The 17,175-nt window shown below is 59.7% G+C and carries 15 protein-coding genes and 3 pseudogenes; 5 read left to right on the forward strand and 13 right to left on the reverse strand.

Translation table 11 applies throughout. From position 1 onward, the window contains the following. Positions 1 to 129, forward strand: a pseudogene (locus tag O7A70_RS31130) (IS1595 family transposase); the annotation flags it as partial. Here the strand turns inward: O7A70_RS31130 and O7A70_RS31135 are convergent. The 6 genes from O7A70_RS31135 to O7A70_RS31160 are packed head-to-tail and all read right to left on the reverse strand — an operon-like array spanning position 101 to position 5,366. Further along, a complete protein-coding gene (locus tag O7A70_RS31135; RefSeq protein WP_337143764.1) occupies positions 101 to 1,063 on the reverse strand; it encodes a DMT family transporter in 963 nt (320 codons plus the stop codon). The pseudogene O7A70_RS31130 and the gene O7A70_RS31135 overlap by 29 nt on opposite strands. Further along, positions 1,053 to 1,904, reverse strand: coding sequence for a gamma-glutamyl-gamma-aminobutyrate hydrolase family protein (locus O7A70_RS31140; RefSeq protein ID WP_337143765.1), 852 nt, complete (start codon positions 1,902 to 1,904; stop codon positions 1,053 to 1,055). The genes O7A70_RS31135 and O7A70_RS31140 overlap by 11 nt, the downstream gene beginning before the upstream one ends. After that, on the reverse strand, positions 1,849 to 3,195 hold the full coding sequence (locus tag O7A70_RS31145) for an O-acetylhomoserine aminocarboxypropyltransferase/cysteine synthase family protein (protein ID WP_337143766.1): 1,347 nt from the start codon (positions 3,193 to 3,195) through the stop codon (positions 1,849 to 1,851). The genes O7A70_RS31140 and O7A70_RS31145 overlap by 56 nt, the downstream gene beginning before the upstream one ends. Positions 3,196 to 3,235: 40 nt before the next feature. Further along, positions 3,236 to 4,006, reverse strand: coding sequence for a fatty acid desaturase (locus O7A70_RS31150; protein ID WP_337143767.1), 771 nt, complete (start codon positions 4,004 to 4,006; stop codon positions 3,236 to 3,238). Between the two features lie 2 nt (positions 4,007 to 4,008). Further along, complete coding sequence (locus tag O7A70_RS31155; RefSeq protein ID WP_337143768.1) at positions 4,009 to 4,221, reverse strand: hypothetical protein; 213 nt, start codon at positions 4,219 to 4,221, stop codon at positions 4,009 to 4,011. Positions 4,222 to 4,229: 8 nt separating this feature from the next. After that, positions 4,230 to 5,366: a histidine decarboxylase gene (locus O7A70_RS31160; protein ID WP_337143769.1), complete on the reverse strand. Its 1,137-nt coding sequence runs from the start codon at positions 5,364 to 5,366 to the stop codon at positions 4,230 to 4,232. A gap of 224 nt (positions 5,367 to 5,590) precedes the next feature. Between O7A70_RS31160 and O7A70_RS31165 the strand changes: the two genes are divergently transcribed. Further along, the gene (locus O7A70_RS31165) at positions 5,591 to 6,526 is read left to right on the forward strand and encodes an SMP-30/gluconolactonase/LRE family protein (RefSeq protein WP_337143770.1); all 936 of its coding nucleotides are present in this window, start codon (positions 5,591 to 5,593) and stop codon (positions 6,524 to 6,526) included. Between the two features lie 131 nt (positions 6,527 to 6,657). Next, positions 6,658 to 6,907: pseudogene (locus tag O7A70_RS31170) on the forward strand (substrate-binding domain-containing protein); the annotation flags it as partial. Positions 6,908 to 6,911: 4 nt separating this feature from the next. On the opposite strand, the gene O7A70_RS31175 reads toward O7A70_RS31170, so the two are convergent. From O7A70_RS31175 to O7A70_RS31205, 7 genes and pseudogenes are all read right to left on the reverse strand, one after another. Next, entirely contained in the window at positions 6,912 to 7,544 is a 633-nt protein-coding gene (locus tag O7A70_RS31175; RefSeq protein WP_337143771.1) for a flavin reductase family protein, read from the reverse strand. Continuing rightward, the gene (locus O7A70_RS31180) at positions 7,541 to 8,905 is read right to left on the reverse strand and encodes a molybdopterin dinucleotide binding domain-containing protein (RefSeq protein WP_337143772.1); all 1,365 of its coding nucleotides are present in this window, start codon (positions 8,903 to 8,905) and stop codon (positions 7,541 to 7,543) included. Before O7A70_RS31180 ends, O7A70_RS31175 begins: the two co-directional genes overlap by 4 nt. After that, positions 8,905 to 9,426 carry a hypothetical protein gene (locus tag O7A70_RS31185; RefSeq protein ID WP_337143773.1) on the reverse strand — a complete coding sequence of 174 codons (522 nt, stop codon included), beginning with the start codon at positions 9,424 to 9,426 and terminating at the stop codon, positions 8,905 to 8,907. The genes O7A70_RS31180 and O7A70_RS31185 overlap by 1 nt, the downstream gene beginning before the upstream one ends. Before the next feature lie 114 nt (positions 9,427 to 9,540). Then, positions 9,541 to 10,281: pseudogene (locus O7A70_RS31190) on the reverse strand (molybdopterin-dependent oxidoreductase). A 442-nt stretch (positions 10,282 to 10,723) separates the two neighbouring features. After that, a complete protein-coding gene (locus tag O7A70_RS31195) occupies positions 10,724 to 11,752 on the reverse strand; it encodes an LLM class flavin-dependent oxidoreductase (RefSeq protein WP_337143774.1) in 1,029 nt (342 codons plus the stop codon). Positions 11,753 to 12,388: 636 nt separating this feature from the next. Continuing rightward, complete coding sequence (locus O7A70_RS31200) at positions 12,389 to 13,333, reverse strand: S8/S53 family peptidase (RefSeq protein ID WP_337143775.1); 945 nt, start codon at positions 13,331 to 13,333, stop codon at positions 12,389 to 12,391. Positions 13,334 to 13,398: 65 nt separating this feature from the next. Continuing rightward, positions 13,399 to 13,923 (reverse strand): hypothetical protein, encoded by a 525-nt coding sequence (locus O7A70_RS31205; protein ID WP_337143776.1) that lies wholly within the window; start codon positions 13,921 to 13,923, stop codon positions 13,399 to 13,401. A 1,153-nt stretch (positions 13,924 to 15,076) separates the two neighbouring features. On the opposite strand from O7A70_RS31205, the gene O7A70_RS31210 reads away from it, so the two are divergent. Both O7A70_RS31210 and O7A70_RS31215 read left to right on the forward strand, forming a co-directional pair. Further along, positions 15,077 to 15,325 (forward strand): DUF680 domain-containing protein, encoded by a 249-nt coding sequence (locus tag O7A70_RS31210; protein ID WP_337143777.1) that lies wholly within the window; start codon positions 15,077 to 15,079, stop codon positions 15,323 to 15,325. 590 nt (positions 15,326 to 15,915) lie between these two features. Further along, on the forward strand, positions 15,916 to 17,175 hold the full coding sequence (locus O7A70_RS31215) for an efflux RND transporter periplasmic adaptor subunit (RefSeq protein WP_337143778.1): 1,260 nt from the start codon (positions 15,916 to 15,918) through the stop codon (positions 17,173 to 17,175).

Here is a 17,175-nt window from a genome sequence, read left to right on the forward strand (position 1 = left end):
AACCATCTGGTCGCGGGTGCCCCCGGCGCTGCAACTACTGAGGTCTTTCGCGCCGCCACGGGGCGTCAGATGCGCCGAAGCCTGGATGGAGGAATCATCATCAAATCAACCGTAGCTGTCTTTGGTTAATAAAGGCGGCGTACGATTTCGCACTGCTCTTGTTCCCCTGTAAGGGGACGCCGCGACGATCAGGCATTGACGTGATTAACGCACCAAGAATGATGGCCAGGGACGCACACAGTCCTGAACCTGTCAGCCATTCGCCGAAGAACACGGCGGCAAAGAGCGCGGAAAAGAACGGCTCGCTCGATTCGATGACCTGTGTTTTGTACGCTTCGATATGCTGTAGGGCGAGAATCGTGCAGTAAAAGCCGCAAAATGACGGAATAACGCTCAGCAACAACAGGCTCGGCAATGCATTTGCTGACGGGATTTGTGCACCGCTCCATAAATAGGGCACGGCGAGCATGACCACTCCATACGCCAGGAACAACCAGAAATTTTCCAAGGACGAGCGGAGTTTGAAGAATTTCCATGCGAAGATGAAGCTGGCATAACCCAGGCCAGCAATGAGGGCGAGAGTGACGCCCATCATGCTTCCCGTTACCAGCCCGTCGCCGGCAATCAGGAAGAAACCGCCAAGAAAGACCATAACCATGGCAAACACCTTCCGCGTCGTTACTCTTTCCTTCAAGATGACGATGTCAAGCGCGATTGCGCCAAGCCCCCCGGCAAAAACGAGGATGGCGACAAGCGGGATCGGCGCATAAGCGAAAGCTTGGGTTTCAAAATGATAAAGCGTAAAAATGCCAAGTGCGGAGCAAACCGCAATTTTCCACGACCCCGCGAAAGCGGCAGTTAATCGGGCCAGACCCCCACCTTTCCAGAGAACGACGATCGAAATCAGCGAAAGCGCGATGCCGCAACGCCAGAACGCGACAGCCGTGTGACCGATGCCTTCATTGAAGGCGGAGCGGGACAGTACACCGACGGTTCCATTTGACAGGGCCGCAAAAAGGGCGAAAGCAGCGCCGAGGATTGGCGAAGGATACTTACTTTTCATGGCTGTAACGTTGTTCCTTTACATGAAAATCGCACGCCTCACCGAAGGCGCGGAAGATTTCACCGCTGAGCGGATCCTCGTCGTGAAACCATTCAGGATGCCATTGCACAGCTGCGGCAAATGTCGTTGCCTCCTTTACCGATACGGCTTCGATGACGCCGTCCACGCATAGCGCATCAACAGCAAGACTATCCGCCAATCGCGCAATGCCCTGCTGGTGCAGTGTGTTGACAGAAACAAAATTTGTCTTAAGGCGGCGAATGCATTCGGCTATATGGCCATTACCTTCAGCGACAATTGCATGTGAGGGAGCGTATTGAAGATCACGCGGGAGAGACAGATCTTCGACATGCACACCTCGGCCTTCACCTTCCGAGATATTGCTTGAAAGGGTGCCTCCAAGTGCAACATTGAGTTCCTGCAACCCACGGCAGATTCCCAACAAAGGGACACCCAGCGACAAAGCAATCTCGATCGCAGCGATGCTCGTCCTGTCGCGATCAAGATCAAGCGTGCTGGTGCAAGCTTTCGGACCCCCATACCGTGACGGTGATACATTTGACACCGCGCCGGTCAGGAGCAATCCATTGAAGGCCAACAGGCAGGTCCGCAAGTCTTTGTCGGTAAGTCCCCCTGGGATCAGGACTGGAACGACGCCAGCGGTGAGGCGCAACGCTTCGAGATAACGGGCGCGCGCCACATCATAATCAACGCCATCAACCGTCTGGCGATCGCAAACGACACCAACGATCGCCCGGCTGTCTTCTGCCATAGCGGCCACAATGTCAGGCCCCATCAATGGCTTGGCCGATATCAGCAAGGATATCGTCGACGTGTTCAAGCCCGACGGAAATCCGAATCGTTCCGTCGCGCACGCCGGAAGCCAAGCGCGCTGCTTGCGGCACCGACGCATGCGTCGTGGAGGCCGGATGCGTGGCGAGTGTCCTCGCATCGCCGATGTTTGCAACATGGTAGACGAGTTCTAGGCGCTCGATAAACCGCCGGCCGGCATCGATACCGCCGGCGATTTCGAAAACGATCATCGGGCCGCCATAGTCGCCCATGTTCTGCTCGGCGCGACGCCGTTCCAGCATTCCGCCAAAACTCGGATAGGTCACGTCGAGGACGTTCCGATGCTCCTTGAGATACTCAGCGACGCGGCGGGCATTGGAGCAATGTCGTGGCATTCGCAATGGCAGCGTCTCTAGGCCCTGGATGCAGAGAAACGATGCGAATGGTGATGGACAGGGGCCGAAGTCACGCATGAGCGTATTGCGCATCTTGAGCAGGAAAGGGCTTGCCCCATAGGGACCGGGCAGATCACGCGCCGCCTCGAGCCAACGGATATTACCATGGGAAATATCAGGGAGCGTCATCAACGGAAATCGTTCGGAATAGGCGTCCCAATCAAAGGTGCCGCCATCCACAACAACGCCACCAATCGTGGTGCCGTGGCCGCAGATGTATTTTGACGTGGAGTGCAAGGTCACATGCGCGCCGAGCTCAAGCGGACGTGTGATGAGAGGGGTCATTGTGTTGTCGATGATGAGCGGAATGCCTATTTCATCAGCGATCACGCCGACCTCCGCGATCGGGAAAGGTGTGAGTTTCGGATTGGGCAACGCTTCGGCAAACCAACAACGCGTACGATCGTCTGAGGCTTCGCGGAAACGTTTAGGATCGCTCGGATCGACGAAACGCGTTTCGATCCCGAGCCTTTGAAAGGTATTAGAAAGCAGATTGATTGTCCCGCCATACAGATGAGCGGAACTCACAATGTTGTCCCCCGCCGCCGCAATATTCAAAATGGCGAGCATAATCGCGGCCTGGCCCGACGATGTCGCCAAAGCCGCGACGCCGCCCTCCAGAGAAGCAACGCGCTGCTCGAATATATCCGTCGTCGGGTTCATCAACCGCGAATAGGTGCGTCCCTCGCTGCGCAGATCAAACACGTCTGACGCGTGGTCAATAGATTCAAAAGCATAGGCGTTCGAGAGATAGATCGGCACAGTCGTCGCGAGAGTTGTCGGATCGTAACGATAGCTGCCGTGAAGAACCGCCGTCTCGACGTGCAACGCTGACGGCGGAACGGGTTGCGTTGTGGCGGCATTTCTCTGGGTCTTGGTCAACATTGATTGTCTCCGGGAATCTGTTCTTCTCGAAAATGGGCGTTTAGGTCGGCAACGGCGCGCTTTCGATGAAGCGCTTCCGATTCTGGTCCCTGATCAGCTTCAGAATGGAAGGTTCACCATTTGGGCCAGACTGAAATATCCCGCCCGTCGCGGAGCAGTGCGCCGCATATTCGGGATCGCGCATTCGGACGGCGTGCGCCTCGGGTAGACGCCAGAATGGGGTGGTCGGATCGAGGTGATGATCGAGATGATAGTTGTCGTTGTTGATCCCTGTCAGCCACTTCTCGATGTTCCGGCTTTGACGGTTTCGCGCCATATGCAGGTTGACGTGCTGGTTGTCGATGGAGCTGCAGTGCTCGGACATCTCGATGAACCATCCGATGATATGGAACGAGGTGAGGTAGGGAACGACCCAGAGAAGGAGGAATTCCGGGAAGTAGCCGGAGGCCAGACCCGCCGCGGCAATAGACGCCCAGAATGCGTAGAAGCCCCAGCGATCGAATTCGTAGCGCCACCCTTCTCCACGCTGAACTCGCGTTGCGCTCTCCTTGCCAGAAAGGGAAGCGACAATCACCTGGTATCTGTTACGTACCAGATACTTCAAATATGCGTATGTTTTTGATCCGAGTAACGGAAGAATAAATATCTTTGAGACAAAGGAACGATCCGTCTGCGGTGTGAATACACCTTCATTTATAAAAGCGGTTGGCCACGTGCCGAGCAGGAAGTTCAGCAAACGATTCTTAGTCAGAACGCCGTGCGCGGAATCGTGCAAAATAGTGGAAACGCCTCTTTGATGCGCGCCGATCATGATTACGCGAGAGGATAGAACCACCAGCTTACATCAACGACCAGCCACACAAGGGTAGCGATCACCGCATAGTCTTTCACGATGTAAAGTGGGCCGTGCCAATTGTCAGTCGCAAGAGCCTTGATGTCACGGGTGATGGATCGATCGAAGCGATGGTGCGTATAGCGATCAGGCGCTTCAATACCATTGTAGAGAGATTGAGCATGACTGTTCATGAAAATACCTATTGCTTGATATTAAAGCGCCATTCCGCCGCATAGGCCTCGACGAAACGCTCGATAAGATCGGCTTTGACGTTTGGCATAACGATGGCGTGGGCCAGATCGCCATGGCATGCGAGCTGGTATTCGGTCACGAGCCTCTCGGACGGTTTCGGAAACACAACTGTCAACGACCACGGGTTGAGCAGCGCCGGGACGCCCGCAGAGCGAAGTGCTTCCGCAAAACCTTCGGCGCGTTTGATGCAGGCCAGGGCGCTCTTGCGGAAACCGGCAACGCCGAGAGGCATGAGCCGGTACCAGATTGCTAGAACGGCGTGGCCGTTTCGCGATCCCATCAGGGTTGTATCGTCAGAGCGCAGATAGCTGACGACGGAAGCAACGTGACTGACATGATCTCGACGGGCGACGAGAATGCCGCAGGGCATCGGCGTACCGATCATCTTGTGACCTGAGGTCGAAATGCTGTCGATACCATGCCGAAAAGACGGGCGGATGCCGGCGTGTACGTCGTCTGCGAAGGGAAGAACCATTGCATTCAGGGCTCCGTCGACGTGCACGAAGCGGCGGTTCGGATCGATACCGGCCTGGTTCAGAACGCTGATGCAGGAGGCGATATCGTCATGCGCCCCTTTCATGGTCGTTCCACAGGTCAATGCGAGAATGATGCTGCGATGCCGATTTGCGTGAACAACCTCGGCCAGAGCATCTAAGGCGATCGTGCCGGACTCATCAGCCCCGCATGAAAAAGCCTCGATTCGGAGAATTCTTGCCGCCTTTGGAAGCGAGTAGTGCGCCTCTTCTGAGTGTATCAGAACAGGATCATCAAGGGTCTCGCGGGCGAGGTAGATTGCCCACAGATTGCCTTCAGTTCCACTTGCGCCCACTGTTCCCCAGGATCCTCGAGGATCTGCGCAGTCCCAGACCCGCATGGTCCATTCGACCACTTCTCCTTGAGCTTCAGGGCGCCTTCCATAGTGCGGGAAACTGGGTGCCGCGGCCGAGATATAGCACGCCGCGGCATCTGGCATTTGCTGACGAGCGCTTCGGCAGCGAAAGATTCCGTTACACGACCATGCTGCTGCGTATTGACGCCAGGCATGAGGTCGAGTTGCCGGGACCACCACGCCGACCGACACCATCGCCCGGCTAGAACACGCACCGGATAATTTTGAGGGCGAACAGGAAAACTATCGCCTGCGGCTCGATTATGCTCCAAGTGTCGTGCGTCGTATCGACCGCGCGTCGGTGAAGCCTATGCCTTCGAGGCGGAGTTGAGGTTGAAGCTGGAGCACCTGGCCGATATTGACGCGGATCTCGCCTGCGAGGCGATGCCTGGTGCCGCGAATCCATTCGGAATGACAGCATGAGCGACTACGAGTTCCTGGACGAGCGTTTCGGCAAGCTGATCATCGGCCATGCCAAGCTCGAACGGCTGTGGACCGGCAGCCGCTGGGCGGAAGGTCCGGTCTATGTGCCCTCGGCAAAGCATCTGCTGTGGTCTGATATTCCCAACGACCGGCTGCTGCGCTACGATGAAACCGACGGCTCCGTCAGTGTCTTCGAGACGCCGTGCAACAACCAGAACGGCCATACACTTGATCGCGAAGGCCGCGTCGTCGGTTGCGAGCATGGGGGGCGCCGTGTCTCCCGGCTCGAGCATGACGGGCGCTGGCAGGTCGTGGTCGAAAGCATGGACGGCAAGCGGTTCAACTCGCCAAACGATGTGGTGGTCAAATCCGACGGAACGATCTGGTTCACCGATCCCGTCTACGGCATCGACAGCCACTATGAGGGCAAGATCGCCGATCCAGAGATCGGCGGCTGCCACGTCTACAGGTTCGACGACGCCGCGGGCGAATTGACCACTGTCATCACCGACAGGGTGCAGCCGAACGGTCTCGCCTTCTCACCCGACGAGAAGCTACTCTATGTCTCAGATACCGGCGCCAGCCATGTGCCGGGCCTGCCGCGCGCCATCCATGCGTATGAACTCGCCGACAACGGCTGCTCGGTTCGGGCAAGTAACGTCTTTGCCGAGTGTGAGGCCGGCATGTTCGATGGTTTCCGCGTCGATTGCAACGGCAATATCTGGGCCTCGAGCGCCGATTCAGTGCGGGTTTACGCGCCGGACGGGACGCTGATCGGCCGGGTGCTGGTTCCTGAACTGGTCTCCAATGTCTGTTTCGGCGGTCCCAAGCGCAACCGCCTCTACATCACCGCGCAGACATCGCTCTACGCCATCTACGTCAACGCCCATCCCGCCGGTTCCGGCCCCGTGGCCGGAGATATCAGCCGGTGACGCATCACCGACGATCCAACAGTTAAATTCTGAAACGACACGCAATTCTTGAAAGCAAAGGGAGGTACTAATAGCAGGAATTTCTGAAATCATCCGCCGTCTTGGTGGCCATCACCATCGCGGCTCCGGCTCTGTTCTCCAGCCAGGCGAAAGCCGATGCCATGGCAGTCGTGCAGAAAATATGCTCAGAAAGTCATAGCCTGGGACGGCCCAACCACCGGCCCAAAAGCGCAGCCGGGCAAGACCATCGTCGTTTTGGCCGGCGACCTCAAGAACGGCGGCATTCTTGGCGTCACCACCGGTGTCGAGGAAGCCGCCAAGGCAATCGGCTGGGAGGTCAAGGTAATTGACGGTGCCGGCTCGATTGGCGGCCGCACCGCGGGCATCATGTGGCGATGGTGATATCGGACAACGGAACCGCCTGACAGGTCAGGCAGCGGCCAGGTTCTCCATCGAATTCAACCAGATGTGCAAAACTGCCATCGACCACCTGGATGGCGCAACTCTCGCATTGGCCGACGCGGCAACCGCTCGGCAGCGGCACGCCGGCGGCCAGAGCGGCGTCGAGGATCGAGCCTGCGGCCGGGGTCCATTCGAAGGATTGGTGCGTGCCGGCGATGGTGATCCTGCATCGCCTGAGTCGGTCAGGAATCTCCATCGTTGTATCGAAGGCCTCCGCGAAGATGTCGAAGCGCGGCACGCCATGACGGACGAGTTCATCCGTCATGGCGGTATTGAAGCCGGGTGAGCCGCAGAGATAGGCCAGCGGCCGCTGCGAAAGCACGTCAGCAATGCCGCAAAGATCGAGCCGGCCCTCTTGCTGGAAGCGTCCCGTGCTCCGGTCCTCTTCGTTCGGTCTGGAATAGGCGGTGATGCGTTTCAGCGACGGAATCTCGCTGGCGAGTGCATCGAGGCGGGCGGCGAGTGGGTGCTCCATGCCGCCGCGGCAGCCGTGCAGGAGATGGATCGGATGGGTGGGCTCAGGTCGGGCCTGTGCCACGGACTCCAGATAGCTCACAAAAGGCGTGATCCCGATGCCGTTGGCGAGCAGGATGACCGGCCTCCCGCTCTCGACGGGGATCGTGAAGACGCCTCCTCCTCGAGCAGGACTTCGTCGCCGATCCGCAGCGCCTGGATTTCGCGGGAGAGCGAGACTTCGCGCCCGGCTGTCGCGTCCCAGCGCACGGCGAGCGAGAGTTCTCCTGGCGCGCGCGCAGGCCCCGTCAGCGAATAGGCCCGAGCCTGCGGATGGTCCGGCAGCCGCAGGACGACATGCTGGCCGGGCAGGAAGTCGGGCAGGCCGGCCCTGTCGCAGGGAGCCAGCAACAGCGCGATGGTCGCGTTGCCCTGTGGCTGTGCGCTGGTGAGGCGGAAGCGGCGCGTGTTCGACCAGCGTCCGCCATTGGCACCGGGCCAGGGCTCGATATCGCAGGTCAGGGCGCGCAGCGGGACCGATCCGCTGATCGGATCGCGCAGCGAATCGGTCAGGATCGCATTGACGTTGATCGTGCCGTGCCCCTCGACCGGGCCGCCGGCGCGCCCAAGAGATTCGCAGGCCTCCCACCAGCCGAATTCGGCGACGACCGTGCGCGCATCAAGCGCCGTATTGAGCCGCACGCGCAGCCGCGCCGCACCAGTTGTGCGCAGCCGCGCCCAGTCGCCGGTTGCGAGGCCGCGCGCCTCCGCGAGAACCGAGCTGATCTCGACCGAGGGGTCGGGCGCCTTGCGGCGCAGCGACGCGACGTGTCGGTGGGAGGTATGGACGTAGAAGCCGCTTTTGGCCGTGGTCAGGACAAGCGGCAATGCGCCGGGCGACGATGGGCTGTCGCCGAGCTCGACGAAACCGGGCAGTGCGTCCTGGCCATGCTGGCGCAGGCGCTCCGAGTAGAGCTCGACCCGCCTCGTCGGTGTGTCGAAGCCCTGCACCGTGCCGTCATCGGCGTAGCCGAGAATTTGCGGTAGGCGAAGGGCTGCGGGAAGCGCATTCCGTCGGACTGGTCGCGCAGATCGTCCACTGTGGCGCCGAGGGGCGAGCTGGTGGTTCCAGCCTGCGACGATATCGCCACCGAAGAACTGGTCGCCGAGCCCCATGCGCTTGGCCAGTTCCAACACGATCTCATAATCGGCCCGGCTCTCGCCAAACCGGGGCAGCATCTGCTGCCTGAACTGGACGGTCTCGGTCGCCTCCTGCGTGATCTCGAAGCCGATGCGCAGCGCGTCCCGTTCCCAGGGCATGCTCACGGGCAGTACGAGATCCGCGCATTCGGCCGTCGGGTTCATGAACATGTGGGCATGAACATGGAATTCGAGCGCACGAAGCGCTGCGAGATTGCGGCTGGTGTCGATCTGCGAGACCGCGAAATTGGTGCTGAAGCTCATCAGCGCCCGCACCGGATAGCGCGGTTTTCGATCACGGCCGCGACGAAGTCGCGGGCGGTGATCCAGCCACGGGCGGGCGGCCCCAGCGGAAGCTCTTCGAGGCCCAGCGCCTTTTCCAGCTGGCCCGGCGGCAGCAGGGAGATGGCGTTGATTGCAGGAGTCGGCGGCGGGACCGTCCAAATGTTGCCGCCTTCTCGATCGCAGGAGCCGACAAGAGCGGAAAGGCTCGCGATAACCCGCTCGGTCATCGTGGCGTTGGTGAGCTGCCCGACTCCGGTCCAGGTGTAGTAGGCAAGACGCGGAGCCTGTTCGAGCAGGACATAGAAGGCCGCGATACCCTGCTGATCGAGCCAGGTCAGCTCCGCCACCCGCGACAGTGGATAATCCGAGGCGCGTTCCGAGAGCAGGGTGAAGGCGGTCGCGGCTTCGAGGCCGCGGCCGTCCGTGGCCCGTAGGGTCAGGCGGGCGTCCAGCCGCACCGATGCGGCGTCAGGCAAGGCGCGGCGCGTGTTGTATGGCATCACGACGCCAGAGTCGCGCAGGATGAGATAGCTCTCGGCAGGAGCCCCGACGACGATCTCACTCGCTCTGATGAAGGCGCCCGTCCGCTCGTCGACGAGGAACGGCGCGTTCGTCTAGTTGCGCACGAAGGCGTCGTCATAGCGGTGGTTCGCGATGAGGTGACGGATGGCGCCCATTGCCAGCGCGGCGTCCGCACCTGGCCGCATCCGCAGCCACAAATCCGCCTGTTGGCCCGAACCGTCGGGCTTGGGGTCGATGACCACCACCTTCGCGCCGCGGCGACGGGCTTCTGCGACGCGGCTCGCCTGGGCCAGCCAGGTTCGCGCCGGATTATGCCCCCAGAGCACGATCAGGTCGGCCTTGTCCTACTGAGGTATGCCAAGGCCGCGACCGAAGGTCAGGGCGTGGGCATAGTCCTTGTGCCAGCCGCAGACCTCGATCGCGTAGATCCGGTTCGGGCTGCCGAAGCAGCGGATGAAGCGCTCGACCCAGTCATAGCTGTCGACGATCGGGGTGCCGCTGAAGGTGGTGACGGCGAAGGCAACCGCCTCGGCGCCTGATTCCGCACGGACGGCGAGCAGCCGCTGCGCGATCTCGTCCAACGCCTCGTCCCAACCGATCTCCTGCCAGCGCACCGGTGTCTCACCCTTGGCACTGGCCCGACGCAGCGGACGGCTGAGTCGCTTGAGACTATGGACGAGTTCCGGCGCCGCGCGACCCTTGGCGCAAAGCGCCCCGCCCGTCGGATGGCCTGGACGCGGCTCGACGCCGATCATCTGCCCGTTCTCGACCAACGTGATCGAGCCGCAGCGCGACCGACACAATGTGCAATAGCCGGGATGCCTTTCGAGCATCTCCGCGCGCCTCCCTCGGGCCGCATTTGGAACCGCGGTCCCTGACCGCGCCGTGGCAGTCGCTGTTTTGGTTGAGCGGATATGTTCGCGATTACGATGGGACCGCAAGAAAAACTTCGAACTGATCGTCGGACGCTCACTGCCAGAGGATGGCCCCGCGCTACATCGGCTTCGTCCACGGTTATGACCGAAAGCCGCAGTGCCGGGTTCTCGACCTCTCAAGCAGCAAGAGGTTGTAGGCGATCGGCCTGCTCAAGCACGGAGGCCTCGCGGCCTGCGTGAGCAACCACGGCACGATGCACAAGGTCGACAGCACCGCGCGCGAGCACATGAAGTTGGCCGATCTGATCGGCCGCCTTCCGTCTGCCCGAGGGCAGCTTTCGCGCCGATTCCGCGCGGGTCGCCCCCAGGGACGCCGGCGGATCGCCAGACCCTATAGCGCTCAGCCCACTCCGTCCGTGAGTTCGGATTGAATGCTCATGGCGGTGTATAGCGAAGCATCCAAGGGCAAATCCCCGAACGCGACCTGACAAAGGAGATAGTTAGCGCCCGCCTCGTCCAGATGATCAAGCAGAGTCCGTCGCACAAATGCCGCCGTTCCTACCACGCACAATTCACTTTCGATCGCCGCGTCGAAACTCAGGGGCAGATTAGGTGGAACCTGCACAGCATTGAGGTCGTACAAGAATTTGAAACTTTTAAGCCATCGTTCGAAGGCGGGTGCCGCGAGCGAATACGCATGGCTCGCAGACTGCCCGACTACTATCATGCGAAGCAGTCCGAGAAATGACGGTTGGTCGTTCGTGTCAGTGTTGTGTCCTCCATCGGAATGGAAAGCGTCAGTTATCTTGCGAACCAACGAGGCGGGTCCAACACACGCGACATTTGCGCCGTTTGCAGCGGCCCAGCATGCAGATTCAGGTCGGTTTGTGGCGATCCACGTCGGCGGTTGCGGACGTTGATAAGGCTTCAGCGTCAAAGGGACATTGTTTAGCTCAAAATGCTTGCCCTGGTGGGAAAGAGTGGCGTGCCTCATCGCCTTCATTAGGATTTCGCTGGCTTCGAGATAGCGTCCTGGCACTGTGTGCGCATCAATCCCGAAGTACGCTAGCTCGATCGGAAGAGAGCCGCGCCCTATGCCTAGCTCGACCCTCCCACCGCTCAAGTGGTCAAGCATGCAGATCTCCTCAAACGCACGCAGCGGATGACAAAGACTAAGCAACATGACCAAGGGACCAATACGAAGTTGCCGGGTACGCTGTGCAACGCTCGATAAGAACAGATTTGGCGATGGGCTTCTCCCATGCGGCGAACAATGGTGCTCTGCTAGGTGGTAAGCATAGAAACCGAGCCGATCACACGCTTCTGCTAGTCTGATACGGTCCTCGTATTGACGTGCGATAGTGCTACCGTCATCGTCCAAATGGTCGAAAATGCCTAAAGCTAGCTTGGACGGTAAGGCTTTTCTCATTCAACATCTCCAACTTTGTCCGCGCGCCGGACATTGACCGAACGGGAGTTGCTGATTCGGCTGCCGTTCCAGTGTCGTGCTCCACCCCATAGACATCGTCCTCGAGCTCCCTTATTGCCGCCAGCACTCCGGCGATGAGGTCCAGGTCCTTGGCGGTCAGGCCGAGGCAGGAGACTGCGACGTTCGAAGCCTGATGCGATTGCGCGCCCCTATGATGACGGCCGCCACGCCCGATCATTCGAGCATCGCAGCGCTGGCCACCGCGCCTGTCGCCACGTCGATGACGAGCGTAAGATATGCCCGGCCAATGAATGTTCCGCCGCCCTCGACCACCTCGACGAAGTTGATAACGGTACCCTCAGCTCAGGTGCCGGGAAGAGTCGATCTGATTTGGCCCATGCTTGTCGCGAAGGTTCTCTACTCCACGGCGTGCAACTTCCACATTTTGTCCCAATTGAAGCAATGACGTTGTTTTTGTCGCGTCGGGTGCGGTGGGGTTGAGGAGCATTGGAGCAAACGGGTGCAGCTTCTACCGCATTGAAGTCGCAGCCAGCCCTGGCTGCGACGCTACGAGGCAAATTTGTCGCGGCGTGCAACGCCTCGCAGCAATTTCAGATCGGCGATCGACCCACTCTCTTATCTGATCGAAATCGGCGCCAGCGCCCTCGACAGGCTGGCCTCGCCGCGGCCGTAAGTCTCCGGATCATAGTTGACTATCGTGTCGGTCCTGGCCGTATCCAGCAACTGATTGCTGATCTGGATCGGTGTCGCTGTTGTGAATTTGCTGCCAAGGATGGCGGCATAGCCCGAAATCACAGGCGCGCCGTAAGATGTTCCCCGTAGGCCGGTCTTGTCGTCTTCAACACCGACAGTCAGGAACTGGTTCTGCAGCTCCGGAATTAAGCCGGGGTAATTCGAATAGGAGGCCAGCTTAGCCTTGTTCTCGGGAGTGCCATTGTGGTCGAGCGCACCGACAAAGATTGTTGTTGGCGCCCCCATCAGCTCGAGAGCTAGGAAATCCGATTCCCCGTTTTCCCCGGTCCCTATCCGGATGTTGTGGTTGCCGGCAGATTTCGCGATGAAAGCAGTACCAGCCCAGGCCACGTCGACAATGGACTTCTCAACCGGATCCAAATCTGCAGGACCCAAACTGGCGTAGCTCAAATTGACGACATTGAGACCATCCTGCAGGCTGAGCGGGATACCGTAGTTATAGTCATGCTCAGACATGTTTGCGCCAGGGGCCACCATGCCAGCTATTTCGGCGACCCATTTCCCGTGTGGCTGGCTCTTTGGCCCAAGGCCCAGATCCGCTTCAACTTCGTTATTGGAGGTGAAGTCATCTACGATTGTCACCGACACACCGGAACCGGTGTAGCCTGATGCCCAAGCCTGGCCAATGTCCGGGCTCATCCAACAAAAGGTGCCGTCGGCGTTTTGTGGGCAGCCGGAGCTACTGCTCCCCGCAAGCTCTGCGGCGGCGCCCCCGTCGCTGAGGTCACCTGCAAAACCACTTTTTGCCGTCAGGCAGAGGAAGAGCCCGGCAACGAGCCCTACCGGCAATGATTGGATCTTGCGCATGTTAATCTTCCTGTCTGGATTTGTTGTTCATTGGCAAAATGTCCCGCCCATGCCGTTCACCATCATCAGAACTGTTGCATGAACCGGAGTTCGAGGTTCAGTCGGCTTGGGTGGAGGTTTGATAGAAGTTTCAATGTGCGCGCAGGCTGGAGTTGTGAAGCCGCAAGGCGGCAATTCACCGCTTGGACGCCGCCAATCGCGCCATAGTCAGCCGTGCAAGGGTGTTCCGTCAGGTTCCCGCCCAAGATGGATCTGACGGTGAGAGAAAGCGTCGTGGACGGTCTCGGCCGCTTTCGCACAACAAAGCCGAGTTCCACACTTGGGTCGATGCGGACCTTTTCGGCACGTTGACCCGTGCTCGCGCCCCACAGCAGACCGAAATCGTCCGACAACTGCGTCAACATTTCAAATCGCATGTCGATCCAGCTGCTATGAAACCACTTATCGAAGGGCACCCAGGTGCCGTCCGACAGCTCGTAGCCGCCCTGGCCTAGGCGGCGGACGGCTTCGGTGAGCTCTGAACCCTGATGGATGCCGACAAGGCTGGTCTCCTGCCCGCTCGCAGTCGTCGCGCTGACCAAAATTGCCATTACGAAGAAGATGGAACCGCCGCCAACCGAATGCACAGCTGCTACGCGCGTCTTTGCAGCCGGCAGCCAAACTCCGGCCGATAAACAAGGTCCCGGTAGTCCCTTGACAAGTCTTCAAACTCAGCAAACGCCTCAGCTGTAGATGCCAGGTCGCCAAGCGGCGACGCAATCATTCTCGGTAAAGCCACTTATCTCCAGTCCTTCATCTGTCAGAGCTTCCTTTTCGGCCATCTCTCGAATGGCGCCCTGCCCGCAGGGAGGAAGTACGCGGGCAGGGCGTGCCGCACAAAGGCCGGTGGGGTTGGGCAACAGCACAGCGGCGGCAGAAACTGATTAGGAGACCTTCTTGACGACAACCTGACGTCAAGCGTCTGGTGCGTGAAAATATGGTGCCTCGCGGCTGGGCCATATTGGCTGGCGGCTCTTCTAGGGTCTCTTTCGTTTTGGGGTATCTTCGCACCTATCATCGAGCGGCCGATGTTTCGCGGCCTTCCTATTAACGACGTCCCCGGGAGGCATGCTTCGGTCACGTGGTCAGCGCGGCGGCTGCCAACGTGATGCGGGTCCAGAGCGGCAACCCGAAGTGCCAATCTGAATAGCTGCCCTAACGGGTCGTTTCGCTATCAAGCGAAGTGAGGATTTGACCCCTCCTATTGCCTCGGCTCGCCGACGGCGGAGGCGCTGATGTAGAACCGGATGATCTTGGGATCCGGGGAGAGGCTCGAGACCCTGATGCCGGCACCAAGCGGTAAAAGTGCCGCCAGTCCTTCGGGTAGCGTTGCGAGCGGATTCATAATCCGCCGAGCCACGCCACCCGATGGGACAGGACCTGGAGTGGTCGCGACACAACCAACTTCGATCTTTTGAACTATAAATAATTGTATAAGGAAGCTCTTCTATCAGGACTGGATGAACGCTGGCTTAGGCTTCGGCATATGAACTGTTATCTAATCGTCTGATACTTTTAATAAATTCCAGGCCTTCGCAGCTCATCGCGAAATTTCAAGGGCCGGACTCGTGCCGCGGACGAAACATCTTTGTGATTGGAAACCGCTGCTAGGCAAAGCCACTTCGGGGTGGTCCGAGCGACGCAAATTCCTCCCAAGGGTACGCCACTTGACGGACGAAACCATGATGTACCGGAGTAATTGAAATGAACAAGATCGCACTCACCGCAGCCGCCATCCTCGTAGCCACGAGCACTGCATTTGCCGGCTCCGACCACTACGGCTCCAACAACGCCAACCAGCCGACTGCCCCGATTGGCAATGTCGACAACACGTTTACGGGCTCGATCCAGAAGTCGGATAGGGCGTCGGATACGGTAAGGGATGCAGCTCGGCGTAACGACCTGACGATCAATGCGCCGGCCCAATCCGGCCAGGGAATCTGGGGTCGCTAATCTGAAGCCTCGAAACTCAACGAGTGGCGGGCTTGGCCCGCCGCTCTTGCTTTTTGCATCGCTGGTGCCGGCGATCAGCTCTGGCGCAGACCTTCAGCCTGAGGCGACCGTGTGGCGATGCGCTTCCCGTGCAAGGCGTCGGAGAATTTGTGCGGTAGGCACCGGCCACATCCGAGTTTCAGCAAAAAACCTCTCCGCGCTGGTGGCTCGACTTGGGGCCGCGCGGGACATGAGCTCGCGCCGTCTGAATCTCCTGAACAAATGGTTCGACAGATTCCGAAACGCCGTCGAGAGATCCCCGGTTATGACCGATATTGCAGTTCCCGCCACGGCAGACGTTGAAAGGATAGGTTTCTTTGCGTCCCAAAAGCGACCCCTGCAAACGTCGGAAACTGCCCCAAGGCCGAATTAGACGTTGTGAATCCGCTTGTACCAGGGCTCCCAACCCTGTGGCCAGTCTACTCCGCGTCGAACGCACGTGGCCGCACCACCCCATTCTTAACAGGGATTTTAATAGCGCAGCCGGCCCGTCGGCGTAATGCTGCAGTGCAACAAGGCAGTACCACCGCGGTTTCGACCAGGAGAGCTCAATGAGCGAACAGTTTTCAGACAAGCAGCAGGAGCCGATGGGGCCGGAACTCGTTCCTGCGGCGCGGCCTCGCCGCTCGCGTTTCTTCCGCTTGCTGTTGGCGATCGCCCTATGTAGCGGTGGCGCTTACGCGGCCTTTACCTATGCCGGTGCGCGTCCTTCCGCGGCAGCAGTTGCATCTGCGGCACCGACCCCTCCCACGCCGGTCAACACGGCTCAGGCACAGTTGGGAAACGTTCCGATCCGGGTCACCGGGCTCGGAACGGTACAGCCCTTCAACAGCGTGACGGTCAAGCCTCGTGTCAGCGGGCAGATCAAAGACATCGTGTTCACGGAAGGCCAGACGGTGCATGCCGACGACGTGCTTGCGCATCTGGATCCGAAAGCCCTGATCGGACCACTGCATCAGGCCGAGGCCAATCTGGCCAAGGACCAGGCTCTGCTCGCCAATGCCCAGGCCGATCTGCAACGCATTTCGCAACTGGCACAGAAGGGCTTCGCCTCCAGCCAGACCCTCGAGACGCAGAAGGCGCAGATCGCCCAGACCGAGGCCATGATCCTGGTGGACAAGGCCGCCATCGAAAGCGCGCAGACCCAGCTCGACTATGCCACGATCTCCTCACCGATCGATGGCGTGGCCGGCATCCGGATGATCGATGAGGGCAACATGATCACCCCGAGCGATCCCGGGATCGTGACCATCAACCAGCTCGAGCCGATCTCGGTCGTTTTTACGGTTCCGTCGGGAGCCATTGGCGACTGGCCGGTTGGAGCGCCGGCCTCCGCGGTCGCCATCACCGCCTTGGCGGCAAACGATGGCAGACCGCTCGGCACGGGAACGTTGAGCCTCGTAGACAATCACATCGATCCGGCAACGGCGACCATCAGATTGAAGGCGACTTTCCCGAATAAGGATCATCAGTTGAAGCCGGGCCAGTTCGTCAAGGCTCTGTTCCGGAGCGCGCTCCTGTCCGACGCGACCTCCGTTCCCTCTAGCGCGGTCCAACAATCGACCAATGGCACCTACGTCTATCTGATCAAGCCTGGAGACTCGACGCTGGTTCAGCAGCCGGTGACGGTCAAACGGGTAGCTGGTGGCGTCACCGTCATCGCATCGGGCTTGACCCCCGGCGATACGGTGGTGACCGACGGGCAATACAGCCTGAAGCCGGGGATGAAGGTGTCGACGCTGTCTGACAGGGCCGTATCGCAAAACGCTGCGGCTTCGCCCGCGATCGTGGCGACCAGCCAGACCCCATGA

Source organism: Mesorhizobium sp. Cs1299R1N1 (genome assembly GCF_037179655.1).
GTDB classification, from domain to species: Bacteria; Pseudomonadota; Alphaproteobacteria; order Rhizobiales; family Rhizobiaceae; genus Mesorhizobium; species Mesorhizobium salmacidum.

Bases quoted from the DNA above. Each gene is read 5' to 3' on its own strand.
- O7A70_RS31215 (WP_337143778.1), top strand. From the start codon at position 15,916: ATGAGCGAACAGTTTTCAGACAAGCAGCAGGAGCCGATGGGGCCGGAA.
- O7A70_RS31165 (WP_337143770.1), top strand. From the start codon at position 5,591: ATGAGCGACTACGAGTTCCTGGACGAGCGTTTCGGCAAGCTGATCATC.
- O7A70_RS31160 (WP_337143769.1), bottom strand. From the start codon at position 5,366: ATGGTGTCGGTCGGCGTGGTGGTCCCGGCAACTCGACCTCATGCCTGG.
- O7A70_RS31195 (WP_337143774.1), bottom strand. From the start codon at position 11,752: ATGAGAAAAGCCTTACCGTCCAAGCTAGCTTTAGGCATTTTCGACCAT.
- O7A70_RS31145 (WP_337143766.1), bottom strand. From the start codon at position 3,195: ATGTTGACCAAGACCCAGAGAAATGCCGCCACAACGCAACCCGTTCCG.
- O7A70_RS31205 (WP_337143776.1), bottom strand. From the start codon at position 13,923: ATGGCAATTTTGGTCAGCGCGACGACTGCGAGCGGGCAGGAGACCAGC.
- O7A70_RS31210 (WP_337143777.1), top strand. From the start codon at position 15,077: ATGAACAAGATCGCACTCACCGCAGCCGCCATCCTCGTAGCCACGAGC.
- O7A70_RS31180 (WP_337143772.1), bottom strand. From the start codon at position 8,905: ATGAGCTTCAGCACCAATTTCGCGGTCTCGCAGATCGACACCAGCCGC.
- O7A70_RS31155 (WP_337143768.1), bottom strand. From the start codon at position 4,221: ATGAACAGTCATGCTCAATCTCTCTACAATGGTATTGAAGCGCCTGAT.
- O7A70_RS31135 (WP_337143764.1), bottom strand. From the start codon at position 1,063: ATGAAAAGTAAGTATCCTTCGCCAATCCTCGGCGCTGCTTTCGCCCTT.
- O7A70_RS31200 (WP_337143775.1), bottom strand. From the start codon at position 13,333: ATGCGCAAGATCCAATCATTGCCGGTAGGGCTCGTTGCCGGGCTCTTC.
- O7A70_RS31185 (WP_337143773.1), bottom strand. From the start codon at position 9,426: ATGCCATACAACACGCGCCGCGCCTTGCCTGACGCCGCATCGGTGCGG.
- O7A70_RS31150 (WP_337143767.1), bottom strand. From the start codon at position 4,006: ATGATCGGCGCGCATCAAAGAGGCGTTTCCACTATTTTGCACGATTCC.